The sequence below is a fragment of the Cupriavidus ulmosensis genome, from assembly GCF_977008105.1.
Genome location: NZ_CDRMWP010000001.1, coordinates 2232187 through 2248090, shown reverse-complemented (window position 1 = coordinate 2248090; position 15904 = coordinate 2232187). Strand labels below are relative to the sequence as shown.

The 15904-nt window shown below is 72.2% G+C and carries 14 protein-coding genes; 2 read left to right on the top strand and 12 right to left on the bottom strand.

The window, feature by feature from the left end; all coding sequences use genetic code 11:
* Nucleotide 1 precedes the first annotated feature (1 nt).
* Complete coding sequence (locus ACWTPI_RS10255; protein WP_454731618.1) at nt 2-1264, top strand: sigma-54 interaction domain-containing protein; 1263 nt, start codon at nt 2-4, stop codon at nt 1262-1264.
* Between the two features lie 43 nt (nt 1265-1307).
* Nucleotides 1308-2549, top strand: coding sequence for an acyl-CoA dehydrogenase family protein (locus ACWTPI_RS10250; RefSeq protein ID WP_454731617.1), 1242 nt, complete (start codon nt 1308-1310; stop codon nt 2547-2549).
* 45 nt (nt 2550-2594) lie between these two features.
* Here ACWTPI_RS10250 and ACWTPI_RS10245 read toward each other — a convergent pair whose 3' ends face one another.
* From ACWTPI_RS10245 to ACWTPI_RS10190, 12 genes are all read right to left on the bottom strand, one after another.
* The gene (locus tag ACWTPI_RS10245; protein ID WP_231401693.1) at nt 2595-2981 is read right to left on the bottom strand and encodes a HigA family addiction module antitoxin; all 387 of its coding nucleotides are present in this window, start codon (nt 2979-2981) and stop codon (nt 2595-2597) included.
* Nucleotides 2982-2992: 11 nt separating this feature from the next.
* Complete coding sequence (locus ACWTPI_RS10240) at nt 2993-3274, bottom strand: type II toxin-antitoxin system RelE/ParE family toxin (protein ID WP_020205525.1); 282 nt, start codon at nt 3272-3274, stop codon at nt 2993-2995.
* A 325-nt stretch (nt 3275-3599) separates the two neighbouring features.
* Nucleotides 3600-4253 (bottom strand): methionine ABC transporter permease, encoded by a 654-nt coding sequence (locus ACWTPI_RS10235; protein ID WP_020205526.1) that lies wholly within the window; start codon nt 4251-4253, stop codon nt 3600-3602.
* Nucleotides 4234-5394, bottom strand: a complete 1161-nt coding sequence (locus tag ACWTPI_RS10230) for a methionine ABC transporter ATP-binding protein (protein WP_454731616.1) — start codon at nt 5392-5394, stop codon at nt 4234-4236. Before ACWTPI_RS10230 ends, ACWTPI_RS10235 begins: the two co-directional genes overlap by 20 nt.
* A gap of 4 nt (nt 5395-5398) precedes the next feature.
* Entirely contained in the window at nt 5399-6229 is an 831-nt protein-coding gene (locus ACWTPI_RS10225) for a MetQ/NlpA family ABC transporter substrate-binding protein (RefSeq protein ID WP_454731615.1), read from the bottom strand.
* 39 nt (nt 6230-6268) lie between these two features.
* On the bottom strand, nt 6269-7630 hold the full coding sequence (locus ACWTPI_RS10220) for an LLM class flavin-dependent oxidoreductase (protein ID WP_454731614.1): 1362 nt from the start codon (nt 7628-7630) through the stop codon (nt 6269-6271).
* Nucleotides 7630-8892, bottom strand: a complete 1263-nt coding sequence (locus tag ACWTPI_RS10215) for an SfnB family sulfur acquisition oxidoreductase (RefSeq protein ID WP_059412728.1) — start codon at nt 8890-8892, stop codon at nt 7630-7632. The genes ACWTPI_RS10220 and ACWTPI_RS10215 overlap by 1 nt, the downstream gene beginning before the upstream one ends.
* A gap of 1 nt (nt 8893) precedes the next feature.
* Nucleotides 8894-10165 (bottom strand): SfnB family sulfur acquisition oxidoreductase, encoded by a 1272-nt coding sequence (locus tag ACWTPI_RS10210; protein ID WP_454731613.1) that lies wholly within the window; start codon nt 10163-10165, stop codon nt 8894-8896.
* 139 nt (nt 10166-10304) lie between these two features.
* The gene (locus ACWTPI_RS10205; protein WP_020205532.1) at nt 10305-11135 is read right to left on the bottom strand and encodes an ABC transporter permease; all 831 of its coding nucleotides are present in this window, start codon (nt 11133-11135) and stop codon (nt 10305-10307) included.
* Nucleotides 11132-12163: an ABC transporter permease gene (locus ACWTPI_RS10200; protein ID WP_020205533.1), complete on the bottom strand. Its 1032-nt coding sequence runs from the start codon at nt 12161-12163 to the stop codon at nt 11132-11134. The genes ACWTPI_RS10205 and ACWTPI_RS10200 overlap by 4 nt, the downstream gene beginning before the upstream one ends.
* 13 nt (nt 12164-12176) lie before the next feature.
* Nucleotides 12177-13877 (bottom strand): ABC transporter substrate-binding protein, encoded by a 1701-nt coding sequence (locus ACWTPI_RS10195; protein WP_454731612.1) that lies wholly within the window; start codon nt 13875-13877, stop codon nt 12177-12179.
* Nucleotides 13878-13995: 118 nt separating this feature from the next.
* The gene (locus tag ACWTPI_RS10190) at nt 13996-15771 is read right to left on the bottom strand and encodes an ABC transporter ATP-binding protein (protein WP_454731611.1); all 1776 of its coding nucleotides are present in this window, start codon (nt 15769-15771) and stop codon (nt 13996-13998) included.
* Nucleotides 15772-15904: the final 133 nt, after the last annotated feature.

The window sequence follows — 15904 nt, the reverse complement described above, 5'->3', positions numbered from 1 at the left end:
CATGCAGCTAGTGTCCTGGCCACCGGCGCCGCGTCCGGCGCAGCATCTCTCGCACGTCTTCGCCGACCCGAAGTCGCTGGCGCTGCTCAGCCACGTGGAAAAGGTCGCGCCCAGCGAGGCCGGCATTCTGATCGTGGGCGAGACCGGCACCGGCAAGGAGATGATGGCGCGCCACGTCCACAACCTGAGCGCGCGCCGCCACCGGCGCTTCGTCGCGGTCAACTGCGGGGCGTTCTCCGAATCGCTGGTCGACGCCGAGCTGTTCGGCCACGAGAAGGGCGCCTTCACCGGCGCGCTCGGCGCCAAGCCGGGCTGGTTCGAGGAGGCCGACGGCGGCACGCTGTTCCTCGACGAGATCGGCGACCTGCCGATGTCGCTGCAGGTCAAGCTGCTGCGCGTGCTGCAGGAGCGCGAGGTGGTGCGGCTGGGCTCGCGCAAGCCGGTGCCGATCGACGTGCGCGTGCTGGCCGCCACCAACCGGCCGCTCGACGCGGCCATCCGCGACGGCAGCTTCCGCAAGGACCTGTTCTACCGCCTCAACGTGGTGACGCTGGAGATCCGCCCGCTGCACGAGCGCCCCGGCGACATCCTGCCGCTGGCGCAGCATTTCCTGCGCAAGTACGGCGAGCGGCTCGGCTACGGCGAGGTCGCGCTGAGCCCGGAGGCGCAGCACAAGCTGCAGCGCTACGCCTGGCCCGGCAATATCCGCGAACTGGAGAACGTGCTGCACCACGCCTTGCTGACCTGCCAGGACGACCGCATCGACGCGGACGACCTGCACGTGCGCGAGCCGGGCGCGGATACCCATGCGGCGCGGCCCGATGCCGCCGCCGCGCTGGCGGTGCCCGCCGAGGCCGGCGCCATGCCCGCCGCCGGCGAGGCTGCCGGTGAACTCGCCGACGAGCCCGCCGCCGCCCTGCTCGAGCGCGCGCTGCTGCGCCTGTTCGACGACGCGCCGGAGGGCGTGCACGAGACCGTGGAGCGCGCGCTGCTGCGCGCCGCCTTCCGCTATTGCCGCTACAACCAGGTCCACACCGCGGCGCTGCTCGGGCTGAGCCGCAACATCACGCGTGCCCGGCTGATCCAGATCGGCGAGCTGCGCGTCAACCGGCGCAAGCCGGGCGAGGCCGAGGGGCCGGGAGGCGATGGCCCGGCCGCTACCGCCAATATCGCCGGCATGGCTGACATGGCTGGCATGGCTGACACCGCCGCCGCCGACACCGCGCAGCCCGGCGCGGCGAAGGTCTTCGCGATCGCCATCTGAGCCTCGCCGGCATTCCGCAACCATTCACTGGCGCAATACCACCATGCCTGAACCACTTGTCTACCCGGCCTCGGCCGAACTGGCCGCCCGCTTCCGCCCGCTGTTTGCCGAGATCGCCGAACGCGCGGCCGAGCGCGAGCACACGCGCGAACTGGCCTTCGATGCCGTGCAGCGGCTGCGCGCGGCCGGTTTCGGCGCGCTGCGGGTGCCGGTGGCGCTGGGCGGGCTCGGCGCCTCGCCCGAGCAACTGGCCGAACTGCTGATCGAGCTGGGCGAGGCGGATTCCAACCTGCCGCAGATCCTGCGCGCGCATTTCGGTTTCGTCGAACGCCTCTTTGCCGAGGTGGCGCCCGCGCAGCGCGAGCGCTGGCTGCGGCTGGTGGCGCAGGGCGCGATCTTCGGCAACGCCACCACCGAGACCGGCGACGGCGCGCTGGGCCGCCACCGCACCACGCTCGCGCGCGATGCGTCCAACGGACAGGGCTGGCGGCTCGACGGCGAGAAGTTCTACAGCACCGGCACGCTCTACGCGGACTGGATCGCGGTGGCGGCCAACCGCGTCGGCGACGCCAGCCAGCCCGACGTTGTCGATACGGTCAACGTGCTGGTGCCGGCCGATGCCGCCGGCATCGAGCGCGTCGACGACTGGCGCGGCTTCGGCCAGCGCCTGACCGGCTCGGGCACCACGCGCTTCGACGCCGTGGCGGTCGGCGACGACCAGGTGATCAGCTTCCCGCGCAATGTGCCCACGCCGATGACCGCCTTCTTCCAGCTCGTGCACCTCGCCACGCTGGCGGGCATCGCGCGCGCGGTGGAGCGCGACGCCGCCGCCTTCGTGCGCGCCCGCCGGCGCGTCTACAGCCACGGCAGCGGCGCCACGCCGGCCGAGGACCCGCTGGTGCAGCAGGTGGTGGGCCAGCTCGGCGGCACCGCCTTCGTCGCGGCCAGCACGGTGGCGGCGGTGGCGCAGGGCCTCGGCGAGGTGGAGCGCGCGCGCCTGCGCGGCGAGCCGGCGTCGACGGCCCTGCTCGACGAGGTGGAGCTGCGCGCCGCCAAGGCCCAGGCGGTGATACCGGACCTCGTGCTGGCGGCCGCCACGCGCCTGTTCGACATCGGCGGCGCCTCGGCCCTCGACGAAAGCCGCCGGCTGGACCGCCATTGGCGCAACGCGCGCACGCTGGCCTCGCACAACCCGGCCATCTACAAGGCGAGGGCGGTCGGGGACAACGCCATCAACGGCGCCGCGCCGACCTATTACTGGTCGGTGGGGGCCAAGGCGGCCTGAGCGGGGCAAGGGCGCGGTTCCCTGGCGGGCCGGCGGCCCGCGCGGTCAGGCCGCCAGCGGCACGACCTCGCGGGCGATCGCCTCGCCGGAGGCCGCCAGCGCCACGCGCAGGTCATAGGCCGCCTGCAGGCTGGCCCAGAATTCCGGCGTGGTGCCGAAGTACCGCGCCAGGCGCAGCGCCGTCTCGGGCGAGATGGCGCGACGGCAGCGCACGATGTCGTTGATGCGCGGCGCCGGTACGTGCAGGGCCATCGCCAGGGCATGCGCCGTCATGTTGTTGGGCACGAGGAAATCCTCGCGCAGGATCTCGCCGGGGTGGACCGGCTCGATGTTCTCGCCGGTGGCGATGTCCGAGAAATCGACCTTCTTCAGGTTCTCGCGCTTGATCGTCATGGTGGCCTCGATGGTCGGTGTAGTCGATATGGACGGCATGGCCGGCGTGGTCAGTGATAGTCGGTGATCTCTGCCTCGTAGACGTCGCCGTTGCCAAAGCGGAAACAGATCCGCCACTGGTCGTTGATCCGGATGCTCCACTGGCCCTGGCGGTCAGCCCTGAGCGCCTCCAGCCGGTTGGCCGGCGGCGCCCGCAGGTCGTCGAGCACGGCCGCCGCGTCGAGCATCTCGAGCTTGCGGAACGCGGCCCGCTGGATCTCGCGCGGGAGGCTGCTGACGAACTTGCCGGCGTACACCGCTGCGGTGGCCTTGCTGGCGAAGCTTCGAATCATGGTGACGATCCTATAATGCGTTGAGTTTAACGTCAAGTGTTATTCGTATGGCGTTATGTATGGCGGCGACGCTGCCGCGCCCGCATCCGCAATGCCGGAATGGCGCCCCGATGCGATGCCCGCCCAGGGCAGGCGTCGGAGACGCCGGCGGCGTGGCCGCTGGATGCGGAGGATGGAGGAGGTCCATGCCTGGCGGACCGTTCGCGGTCCTGCCGGAGAGCGTAGGCCGGCTCTCCCCAGGCATGCATGAGAGGATTCGCAAAAGCGCCCGGCCGAGGGATGGCGGGGCCGGCGGCGAGCCGGCTCGCCGGTCAGGCGGAGGCGCTCAGGGCGCCCGCAGCAGGCGCACGCAGCGGTCGCCCAGCCACTGGATGATGCTGACCAGGCCGATCAGCAGCACGATCACCACCACCATCACGGTGGTGTCGAAGCGCTGGTAGCCGTAGCGGATGGCGATGTCGCCGAGCCCGCCCGCGCCTACCGCGCCGGCCATCGCCGAGGCGCCGACCAGCGACACCACGGTAATGGTGAAGCCGCCCACGATGCCGGGCAGCGCCTCGGGCAGCAGCACGTGCCAGACGATGTGGCGGCGCTGGCAGCCCATCGCCTGCGCGGCTTCCACCAGGCCGCGGTCCACTTCGCGCAGGCTGATCTCGGCGATGCGCGCGAAGAACGGCGTGGCGCTGATCGACAGCGGCACCACCGCCGCCCACACGCCGATGGTGGCGCCCACCACCAGCCGCGTGAACGGCAGCAGCGCCACCAGCAGCACGATGAAGGGCGTGGCGCGAAAGCCGTTGACCACGCTGCCCAGCACGCGGTGCAGCCGCGGCGCGGCCAGCACGCCGCCGGGCGCGCTCAGCACCAGCACCAGCGCCAGCGGCGTGCCCAGCGCCACCGCCACCAGCGCCGAGGCGCCGACCATCGTGAGCGTGTCGAACAGGCCTTGCCAGATGCGTTCAATGGTCAGCGGGGACATAGCCGATTACCTTGGCGTGTTGGGATCGGGTGGCGCCGGCCAGCGCTTCGGCGGACAGGCCGCCGGCGGGCGCGGCCAGCAGCATGCGGCCCTGGCTGTGGCCCTGGATGCGGTCGACGCCGGCGTGCAGCAGGCGCGCCTGCCCGCCCAGCGCGGCGGCGATGCCGGCCAGCTCGGGCGCGGCGCCGGCGCCGCTGTAGCGCAGCTCGACCAGTTGCTCGCAGGCGCCGTGCGCGGGCGGCGCGGCCAGCAGCCGGCGCGCGAGGTCGTCGGGCAGGCCGGCCTGCAGCGGCTGCAGCAGCGCCCGCGTGGCGGCGTGGCGCGGGCTGCCGAACACCTCCCACACCAGGCCGTGCTCGGCGATGCGGCCGCCTTCGAGCACCAGCACGCGGTCGCAGATGTCGCGGATCACGCGCATCTCGTGCGTGATCAGCACGACGGTCAGGCCCAGGCGCCGGTTGATGTCGCGCAGCAGCGCCAGGATGGACTGCGTGGTCTCCGGGTCCAGCGCCGAGGTGGCCTCGTCGCACAGCAGGATCTCGGGCCGGTGCACCAGCGCGCGGGCGATGCCCACGCGCTGCTTCTGGCCGCCGGAGAGCTGGCCCGGATAGGCGCGCTGCTTGCCTTCCAGCCCGACCAGGCCGAGCAGTTCCTCCACGCGCGGCGCGATCTGGGCGCGCGGCACGCCGGCCACCTTGAGCGGCAGCGCCACGTTGTCCCACACGGTCTTGGCCGACAGCAGGTTGAAGTGCTGGAAGATCATGCCGATGCGGCGGCGCAGGGCCACCAGCGCGGCGGCGTCGAGCGTGGCGAGGTCGGTGCCGTCCACCAGCACGCGGCCGCTGCTGGGCGTTTCCAGCCGGTTGATGGTGCGCAGCAGGCTGGACTTGCCGGCGCCGCTGCGGCCGATGATGCCGAACACGCCGCTGGCGGGGATGTCGATGTCGATCTCGCGCAGCGCGTGCACGTCGCCGGCCGGCGTGCGGTAGACCTTGCCGACCTGCCGGAACGAGACCGAGCCGGCGGCCGCGCCGGGGCTGTCGTGCGGGCCATCGTGCTGGCCGCCGGCGCGGGCGGACGGCGGAGGTTCGAGCGGGCCGGGCGCGGCCTCGCGCCGGCGCAGGAAGGTCAGCGTGCCCATGACGTCACTGCTTGCGCCACGGCAGGCTGTAGAGCTTGTCGTTGTTGGCGTAGGACTCGCGCAGCTTCTGCAGCACCGCCGGCGACTCCTGGTAGAGCTTGACGAAGCGGGCGATGCGCGGGTCGCCGGCGTTGTCCTGTCGGCTGACGAAGCGGATCGCGAAATAGACGTCGTCCACACCCGAATAGAGCAGGCCGGAGCCGGCCACCTGCGGCTTGCCGGCGTTGACGAAGTGGGCCGGGTAGCCCTGCGCGAGGTCCACGTCGTCGAGCGCGCGCACCAGCTGCGGGCCTTCGATCTCCACGAACTTGAGCTTCTTCGGGTTGGCCACGATGTCGTCGAGCCCGCCGCGCGCGCCCACGCCGTCGCGCAGCTTGATCAGGCCGGCCTTCTGCAGCAGCAGCAGGCCGCGGCCCTGGTTGACCGGGTCGCTGGCCACGCCCACGCGCGCGCCGTCCTTGAGCTCGTCGAAGCGCTTGATGCGGCTGGAGTACAGGCCGATGTTGGGCAGCACGCCCACCGCCACGCTCTTGAAGGCATAGCCGCGCTCCTTGATGGCGTTGTCGAGGAAGGCCTGGTGCTGGAAGTAGTTGAGGTCGAGGTCGCCGGAGGCCAGCGCCACGTTGGGCGTGGTCCAGTCGGTCAGCTCGACCACCTTGACGTCGAGGCCCTGCTTGCGCGCCTCGGCGGCGGCCACTTCGACCGAATCGGCGAGCGCGCCCGGCGTCACGCCGATGCGCAGCGGCGCGGCGTGCGCGAGGTGGGCGGCAGTGGCCAGGGAGAGCGTGGCGAGGGCGGAGATCAGCAGTCGCTTGAGTGTCGGCTTGCGTGTCATGGGGCGGGTGGAATGGTGTCTGGATGAATGTCGGGTGGTTCAATCGGCCGCGTGGCGGAACCGCGCCGCCGCGTGGCGCGCGGGCAGGCGGTTGCCTTCGCCGAACAGCTTGCCGCGCAGGCTGCCCTCGGCGTAGCTGGTCTTGTAGAGGCCGCGGTTCTGCAGCTCGGGCACCACCAGCTCGACGAAATCCTCGTAGCTTTCCGGCACCACGGTGCGGCTCAGGTTGAAACCGTCGATGCCGGTCTCGTCGATCCACGACTGCAGCTCGTCGGCCACCTGCGCCGCGTCGCCGACGATGGCCGGATAACGCCCGCCCAGCTCGAACAGCTCCAGCAGGCGCCGGCGCGTCCAGCCGTGCTGCTGGGCCGCGCGCGAGGCGGATTCGATGGCGTTGCCGCCGTTGTAGTCCACCGGCGCGTCGAGGTCGTAGCGGCCGAAGTCCACGCCGGTGCTGGCGGCGAAGTGGGCCAGGCCCGCCTCGCGGCTGGCGTAGTCCTTGTAGTCGGCATGCTTCTGGCGCGCCTCGGCACTGGTGTGGCCCGCCACCACGGCGGCGCCGGCGAACACCTTGATGTCGTCGGGACGGCGCCCGGCCGCCACCAGTTGCTCGCGCAGCGCGCGCACGGTCTCGCGCGCGGCTTCCTTGCTGGGCGGCGAGATGAACACGCATTCGGCGTGGCGCGCCGCGAAGCGCTGGCCGCGCCCCGAGCTGCCGGCCTGGAACAGCACCGGCGTGCGCTGCGGCGACGGCTCGGCGAGGTGGTAGCCCTCGACCTTGTAGTACTTGCCCTGGTGGTTCACCTTGTGCACGCGGCCGGGGTCGGCGAACACGCGCGCGGCCTTGTCGCGCCGCACCGCGCCGTCTTCCCAGCTGCCTTCCCACAACTTGTAGAGCACCTCCAGGTATTCGTCGGCGCGGTCGTAGCGCTCGTCGTGGGCGATCTGGTTGTCCAGCCCCATCGCGCGCGCGGCGCTGTCGAGGTAGCCGGTGACGATGTTCCAGCCCACGCGCCCGCGCGTGAGGTGGTCCAGCGTGGAGAAGCGCCGCGCCAGCAGGTAGGGCTGCTCGTAGGTCAGGTTGACGGTCACGCCGAAGCCCAGGTGCCGCGTCACCGCAGCCATCGCCGAGACCAGCAGCAGCGGGTCGTTGACCGGCAGCTGGATCGATTCGCGCAGGGTCACGTCGACGTTGCCCTGGTAGATGTCGTAGACACCCACGATGTCGGCGATGAACAGGCCGTCGAACAGGCCGCGCTCGAGCGTGCGCGCCTGGCCGGTCCAGTATTCGATGGTGTTGTAGTCGATGGAGCGGTCGCGCGGGTGCGTCCACAGGCCGTGGTTGATGTGGCCCACGCAGTTCATGTTGAAGGCGTTGAGCAGGATTTGCTTGCGTGCCATCACAGGGCTCCGTGCCGGGTGGGAAGGCGGTCGTTGAGGTAGTAGTTGCCGACCGCGTGGTATTTCCAGCGCACCGGGTCGTGCAGCGTGTGGGTGCGCGCGTTGCGCCAGAAGCGGTCCAGGCCCAGGCCGTCGAGCGTGGCGCCGGTGCCGGCCAGTTCGAACAGCTTGCTGCCGGCCAGCAGCGAGGCGGTGGTGGTGAGCGCGCGCGCCTCGGCCACGGCGATCGAGGCCGCGGCCACGCTGCGCTCGTCGGGCGCGGCCTGGGCCGCGTCGACGATGCGCCCGGCGCGGCGCACCAGTGCCGCCGCGGCGCGCAGGCGCACCGCCACGTTGCCGACTTCGTGGATGGTCAGCGGGTCGTCGGCCGCGCGCTCGACGCCGGCGTCGAGCCACGGGCGCGACTGCTCGCGCACGAACGGCAGCGTGGCGTCGAACGCGCCGCGGCCGACGCCGAGGTCGATGGCCGCGTGCAGGATCTGCGCCACCGGGCCGATGGTGGTGGGCTGCTCGAACGAGGCCAGGAACGGCACCACCCAGTCGGCCTCCACGCGCACGTTGTCGAACGTGACCGAGCCGCTGCCGGTGATGCGCTGGCCGAAGCCGTCCCAGTCGTCGACGATGGCCACGCCGGGCGCGGTGCGCGGCACGATGGCCAGCAGCGTGACCTCGCGGCCGTCCTGCTCGGCCACCACCAGCGTGGGAATCCAGTGCGCGTAGAGCGCGCCGGTGCAGTAGAACTTCTTGCCGTCCACGCGCCAGCCGTCGCCGTCCGGGCTGAGCCGGGTGCGGCGCTTGAAGTCCTTGTGGCCGATCTCGGCCAGCGCGTTGCCGAAGCGCTCGCCGGCCAGCGCGCGCGCGTAGAAGAAGCGTTTCTGCGCCTCGCTGCCGCCCACGCGCAGCACTTCCAGCGCGTAGAAATGGTTCTGCGGGATCTGGCCCAGCGAGCCGTCGGCCGCGGCGATGGTGGAGATCACTTCGGCCAGCGTCACGGTGGACACGCCGGCGCCGCCGAACTCGCGCGGCACCGTGATGCCCCACAGGCCGCTCGCGCTGAAGGCGTCGAGCTCGGCCCAGGGCAGGCGGCGCTCGCGGTCGCGCAGCGCGGCCCCGGGCGCGAACTGCGCGGCCAGCCGGCGCGCGGTGGCGATGGCGTCGGCGTCGTCGCGGATCAGCGCGGGCGGCTGCGCCGGCGGCGCGGCGGGCGCGGGGCGGCTGGCGGGGCTGTTGTCGGCGGGAACCGGGGTAAGGAGCAGGGACATGTCAGTTCCAGGAGTGGCGCGCGGGCAGCACGTGATTGAGGTAGTAGTTGCCGATCAGGTGGGTCTTCCAGCGCACCGGGTCGTGCAGCGTGTGGGTGCGCGCGTTGCGCCAGTGGCGGTCGAGGTTGTGGCGCGCGCGCGTGGCGGCAGAGCCGGCCAGCTCGAACAGCTTTTCGCTGGCGGACAGCGCCGCCTCGGTGGTCAGCACCTTGGCCTCGGCCACGGCCACCGAGGCGCGCGCGCTGGCCTCGGCGTCGAGCCCGCGCGGCGCGGCCGCGGCGGCGATGGCGTCGAGCGCGCGGCCGGCTTCGAGCAGCACCTCGCGCGCGGCGTGCACGTCGATCTGCACGCGGCCCACGTCGGCGATCAGGTGCGGGTCGTCGGTGGCGTGCTCCAGGCCCGAGTCGATCCACGGACGCGCGTACTGGCGCACGAAGGCGATGGCGTCGGCTAGCGCGGCCTCGGCGATGCCCTGGTCGATGGCGGCCTGGATCAGTTGCGAGGTGGCGCCGTACAGGCCGGGGCGGTCCGCCAGCTGCCACACCGGCAGCACGTCGTCGGGCGAGACCGGCACGTTGTCGAACACCACGCTGCCGCTGGCGGTGGTGCGCTGGCCGAACGAGGACCAGTCGTCGACGATGGACAGGCCGCGCGCCTCGCGCGGCGACCATACCTGCACCGCGCGGCCCTGGTCGTCGAGCGCGCGCGCCGGCACGCGGTGCGCGAACAGCGCGCCGGTGGAATAGAAGCGGTGCCCGTTCAGGCGCAGGCCCTGCGCGGTCTCGGTCAGGCGGGTGGTGCCTTGCAGCACGTTCTGGCTGTGCTCGGAGCGGCGTTCCGGGCCGGCGTTGCCGAGCCGCGCGCCGGACAGCACCTCGCTGTAGAAGCGGCGCTTCTGCGCCTCGGAGCCGGCTTCGCGCAGCACGCCCAGCAGGCCGAAATGGTTCTGCGGGATCTGGCCCAGCGCCGGGTCGGCCGCGCACAGGATCACGAAGACCTCGGCCAGCGTGGCGTAGGACACCTCGGCGCCGCCGTAGGCGCGCGGCACCGTGATGCCGCCCAGGCCGCTCGCGGACCACTGGTCCAGCTCCGCCCACGGCAGGCGGCGCGTGCGGTCGCGCTCGGACGCGCCCTCGGCGAAGCGGGCGGCAAGGTCGCGCGCGGCCTGCAGGGCCTGCGCGTCGTCGGCGATGCGCCGCACGTCGGCCGGGTCGGGCAGGTGCGCCGGCGCGGCCGGCAGGGCGGTGGCGGGAAAATCGGACAGTGTGGTCATGGCAGTCGGGGAAGATGGCCGGGGTTAAGGTGTTGTTTCAAAATGAAGCGAAGCGGTCCTGGCTAGGCGCGCGGCCGCAGACAGTACAAGTGGTACGGCAAGGCCGCGCAACGACGCCAGGATCTTTTTGAAACGACATCTAGGCGGCGCGCACGCGGCGCAGGCGCGGATTGAGCGCCGCTTGCAGGCCGTCGCTGAGCAGGTTGAGCGCGAGCACCGTCAGCACCACCGCCAGCCCGGGGATGGCGGTCATGTACCAGCCGGTGCGCAGCGCGTCGCGGCCGAGGCCGATCATCGAGCCCCAGCTCACCACGTTGGGGTCGCCCAGGCCGAGGAAGGCCAGCCCGGCCTCGGACAGGATGGCGTTGGCCACCAGCAGGCCGGTGGAGACGATGATCGGGGTCCAGGCGTTGGGCAGGATCTCGCGGAAGATCAGGTGCGCGTCGCTGGCGCCCACCGCCACCGCGGCGCGCACGTATTCGCGCTCGCGCAGCGACAGGAACTCCGCGCGCACCAGCCGCGCCACGCTGGTCCACGAGGTCACGCCGAGCGCGAACACGATGGTGCCCAGCGTGGGCTTGAGCACCGCCACCAGGATGATGGCCAGCAGGAACGCCGGGATGGTCTGGAAGAACTCGGTGATGCGGCTCAGCACCGCGTCGGTGCGGCCGCGGTAGAAGCCGGCCGCGGCGCCCACCGCGACGCCGATGGCCAGCGCCACCAGCGCCGACGACACGCCCACCAGCAGCGACACGCGCGCGCCGTGGGCGAGGCCGGCCAGCAGGTCGCGGCCCATCAGGTCGGTGCCGAGCGGCGTGGCCGGATCGGCGCCGGGCCAGGTATAGGGCGCGCCGACCATGTCGAGCGGGTCGTCGGGGAACAGCACGCCGGCCAGCGCGGCGGCCGCGGCCACCACCAGCAGCACGGCGGCGCCGAGCCAGATCGAGGGTTGCAGGTACCAGCGTTTCATGCGGCGCTCCCGGTCGCGGCCGAAGGCTGGCGCGGCGGCTGCGCGGCGCGGCGCACGCGCGGATCGAGCGCGGCCTGCGCCAGGTCCACCAGCAGGTTGGCCAGCACCACCAGCACGCCGCTGCAGATCAGCACGGCCAGCAGCACCGGGATGTCGCGGCTCTTGATGGCCTCGAACGACAACTGCCCGAGGCCCGGCCAGGCGAACACGGTTTCCACCACGATCGAGCCGCCCAGCAGCGCGCTGCTCTGCACGCCCAGCATCGTGACCACCGGCAGCAGCGCGTTGCGCAGCGCATGGCGGAAGATCACCTGGTGCTCGCGCGCGCCCTTGGCGCGGGCGGTGCGGATGTAGTCCTCGGCCAGCGTCTCGATCATGGCCGCGCGCGCCAGCCGCGCGTACACCGCCACGTAGTAGATCGCCAGCGTCAGCACCGGCAGCGCCAGGTGCCGCAGGTAGTCCAGCCACAGGCGCGCGCCGTGGTAGCCGGCGTTGACCTCGCGCAGGCCGCCCACCGGCAGCCATTCGAGCTGCACGCCGAACAGCACGATCAGCATCAGCGAGGTCCAGAACATCGGCGCCGAGTAGCCCACCGTGGCCAGCGCCGACAGCACCGTGTCGGTCAGCCCGTGCGGGCGCCGCGCCGCGGCTACGCCGAGCAGCACGCCGGCCACGGTGGACAGCAGCAGCGCCGCGCCGACCAGCGCCAGCGTGGGGCCGAGCCGGTCCAGCAGCAGGTTGAGCACCGGCTCGCCGAAGCGGAACGAATAGCCCAGGTCGCCCTGCGCGATGCGGCCCAGGTAGCCCAGCAGCTGTTCCGGCAGGCTGCGGTCCAGCCCGTAGAGCTGGCGCAGCTGCGCCACGTACTGGGGCGGCACGCTGCCGCTCTCGCTGGCGATCACGTCGACCAGGTCGCCCGGCAGTGCCTTGAGCAGGGCGAAGTCGAGCACGGCGGTGGCGAACACCACGCCCAGCAGTTGCAGCAGCCGCCGCAGCAGCGACCTGAGCAGGGATCTGGCTATGCGCACGGCGTCCTCGCGGTTACTTGGCGGCCAGCCAGACCCGGGCGAAATTGCTCTGGCTGTGGTCGAAGGTGTCGGTGACGTTGCGCAGGCGCTTGTCCCACACGCCGAACCAGCGGAACTCGAACAGGTTGAGCAGCGCCAGGTCCTGCTGCGCCAGCTTCTGGAAGTCCTGGTAGAGCCGCACGCGGCGCGCCGGGTCCGGTTCCACCTGGGCCGCCTCGAGCAGGCGGTCCGCCTCCGGGCTGGCGTAGCCGGAGGCGTTCTGCCACGGCGTGCCCTTGGCCTCGGCCTTGGACCAGTAGTGCTGCTCCACGCCGATCTGCGGGTCCTGCCAGTTCAGGCCCCACGAGCTGACCAGCTGGAAGTTGTAGTCGGTGAACACGTTCTTGGTCCAGGTGGGCAGGTCCTGTCCGCGCAGGTTCACGTCGATGCCCACCGCGCGCAGCGACTGGCGTATGAACTCGCCGGTGCGGCGGTAGTCGTCGCCGAACGGGATGTAGTCGTGGTCGAGCTTGAAGCGCCAGCCGTCGGCCTTGCGCGGGAAGCCGGCTTCGTCGAGCAGGGCCTCGGCCTTCTTGCGGTCGTACGGGTATTGCTGGGTATCGCGCGTGTAGAAGGTCTTGAGCAGCGACGACACCGGCCCGGTGGCGGGCACCGCGTAGCCGCCCCACACGGTCTTGACCAGCGTCTGGACGTTGATCGCGTGGAGGATGGCCTGGCGCACCTTGAGCTTGCCGATGATCGGGTCGCGCAGGTTGGGGATCAGCCACAGCCAGCCGGCGAAGCCGTTGTAGCCCTCGGTGCTGACCACCAGGTCGGGCGACTTGGCCAGGCGGTCGGCGTCGGCGAACGTCACCGGGTTGCGCTCGCCGTACTGCACCGCGCCGGTCTCCAGCGCGGTGGCGCGGCCGGCCACGTCGGGGATGATCTTGAAGGTGAGCTTGTCGAGGTAGGGCAGGCCCGGCGCCCAGTATTTGTCGAAGCGCTCCAGCGCGATGTGCTGGCCGCGCACCCACTCCTTGAACACGAACGGGCCGGTGCCGACCGGCTTGTTGTTGTACGGGTTGTTGGGGATGTCGGTGTTCTCGTACAGGTGGCGCGGCAGCACCGGCGCGGCCACCACGTCGAGCGCGTTGAGGATCACCGGGGTGGGCTTGGCCAGCGTGAGCACCACCGTGTAGTTGTCGGGCGTATCCACCTTGCGCAGGTGCTGGAACACGCGCCGCGCGGTCGGCGCGTACTTGGGCCAGATCTGCTCGGCGGAGAACTTGACGTCGGCCGCGGTGAAGGGCTTGCCGTCGTGCCACAGCGCGTTGCGGCGCAGCTTGATGCGCACGGTCAGGCCGTCGGGCGAGACGTCCACGCTCTCGGCCAGCTGCGGGCGCGGCTTGAGGTCGGGGCCGTAGTCGAGCAGGCCGTCGAAGATCTTGCTGACCACGGTGCGGCCCGGGGTCGAGGTATTGATGAAGAACGCCAGCGTGGGCGGCTCGGGGTGCACCACGGCATCGAGCGCGCCGCCGCGCTGCGCGCCTTGCTCGGTATTCGGCAGGGCCTTGTTGAGCGCCCGCGCCTCGGGCAGCAGGCCGCCGAACAGGCCGCCCGCCAGCAGCGCGCCGCCGGCGCCCAGCCACTGGCGGCGCTGCGGGCTCGGGAGATCGGCGGAAGCTGCGTCGGCAGCGGAGGTCGGAGCGGCGAAGGGATGGTCGGGTGCGGTCATGGGGCGTCTGTGTGGCCGGATGGCGAAGGTTGAGAGAGGCGAAGGAACGAAGACAGCAGGACGGAAGAACGAAGGCGGCGATCTCGCGGCGCGGCGGGTGGAGACGGACGGAGCAGCGTCAGCCGGCCAGCGCCAGCGGCGGCGCCGTGGCCTCGTCGCGGGCCGGCGGCGCGGTGCCCGGCACGGCGGCCAGCAGCGAGCGCGTGTACGGGTGGCGCGGGTTGTGCCAGAGCGACTCGGGCGTGCCGGTCTCGACGATGCGCCCGGCCTGCATCACGCACATGCGGTCGGCGATATAGCGCACCACCGACAGGTCGTGCGAGATGAACAGGTAGGTCAGGCCGTGCTCGGCCTTGAGGTCGGCCAGCAGGTTCAGGATCTGGGCCTGGACCGACACGTCCAGCGCCGACACCGGCTCGTCGCAGATCACCAGTTCCGGGCGCAGCACCAGCGCGCGCGCGATGGCGATGCGCTGGCGCTGCCCGCCCGAGAATTCGTGCGGATAGCGCCCGGCCGCGGCGCGGCCCAGGCCCACGTCGTCGAGGATGGCGGCGATGCGGCGCGCGCGCTCGGCGCGCTCGCGCACGCCGTGGATGGCCAGCGCGTGGCCGAGAATGTCTTCCACGCGCTGGCGCGGATTGAGCGAGCCGTAGGGATCCTGGAACACCATCTGCACGCGGCGGCGCCACGGCAGCAGCGCGGACGGCGCCAGCGCCAGCAGGTCCTGGCCGGCGAACAGCACGCGCCCGGCATCGGCCTGCGCGAGGCGCACGATGGCGCGCGACAGGCTGGACTTGCCGCAGCCCGACTCGCCCACCAGCCCGAGCGTCTCGCCGGCGGCGATGTCGAGCGACAGGCCGTCCACCGCGCGCACGCGCTGGTGGTCCGCGCCGGGGTAGGTCAGGGTCAGGTCCCGCACCGACAGCAGCGGCGCGGCGCCGGCGGCGGGGATGTGCGCCGCGGCGCGCGGCGCGGCGGGCGGCGTCACCAGCCGGAAATCGCCGTTGGCGCCGTCGGCGCCGGCGGCACGGATCTCGGCCAGCCGGTCGCGGCTGTAGTGCAGGCCGTTGGCGACGTGCAGCGAGGCGCCGAGCAGGCCGCGCGTGTAGGCATGGGCCGGCGCGGCGAACACGTCCGCGGTGGCGCCTTCCTCCAGCTTGCGCCCGCCGTGCATGACCGCCACGCGGTCGGCATAATCCGCCACCACGCCGAGGTCGTGCGTGATCAGCAGCACCGCCATGCCGAGCTCGCGGCGCAGGCCGTCGATCAGCGCCAGGATCTGCGCCTGGATGGTCACGTCGAGCGCGGTGGTGGGCTCGTCGGCGATCAGCAGGCGCGGCCCGCACGCCACCGCCATCGCGATCATGATGCGCTGGCGCTGCCCGCCGGAGAACTCGTGCGGATAGGCGTCGAAGCGGCGCGCGGGCTCGGGCAGGCGCACCAGTTCGAGCAGCTCGATGGCGCGCGCGCGCGCGGCGCGGCGCGACAGCGGCTGGTGCAGCGTGATGGCCTCGGCGACCTGCCGGCCCACGCTGAGCACCGGGTTCAGCGAGGTCATCGGCTCCTGGAAGATCATCGACACGCTGCGCCCGCGCTCGGCGCTCAGCGCGCGCTTGCCCAGGCCGATCAGCTCGCGGCCGTCCAGGCGCACGCTGCCGGTGCTGCGCGCATAGGCGGGCAGCAGGCCCATCAGCGCCAGCGCGGCGCTCGACTTGCCGCAGCCGGACTCGCCCACCAGCGCCAGCATCTCGCCGGCGGCGATCTGCAGGTCGAGCGCCTGCACGGCATGCTTGCCGGGAAAATGCACGTCGAGCCCGCGCACGGCAAGCAGCGGCGCGGTCAGGCTGGCGGCCTGGAGGGCCTCGGATCGGGGAGTCTGGACAGGGAAAACCATCCGTGCATTGCAGCATGGCACCCCGCGGTCTTCCCACGAATATTTGCGAAGATGCTTACTCGGATATGCGTTGGTGCCCGGCGGCGCGCCGTGCCAGCGCGGCGTGGCGGGACTGGCGGCGGGACTGGAGGGA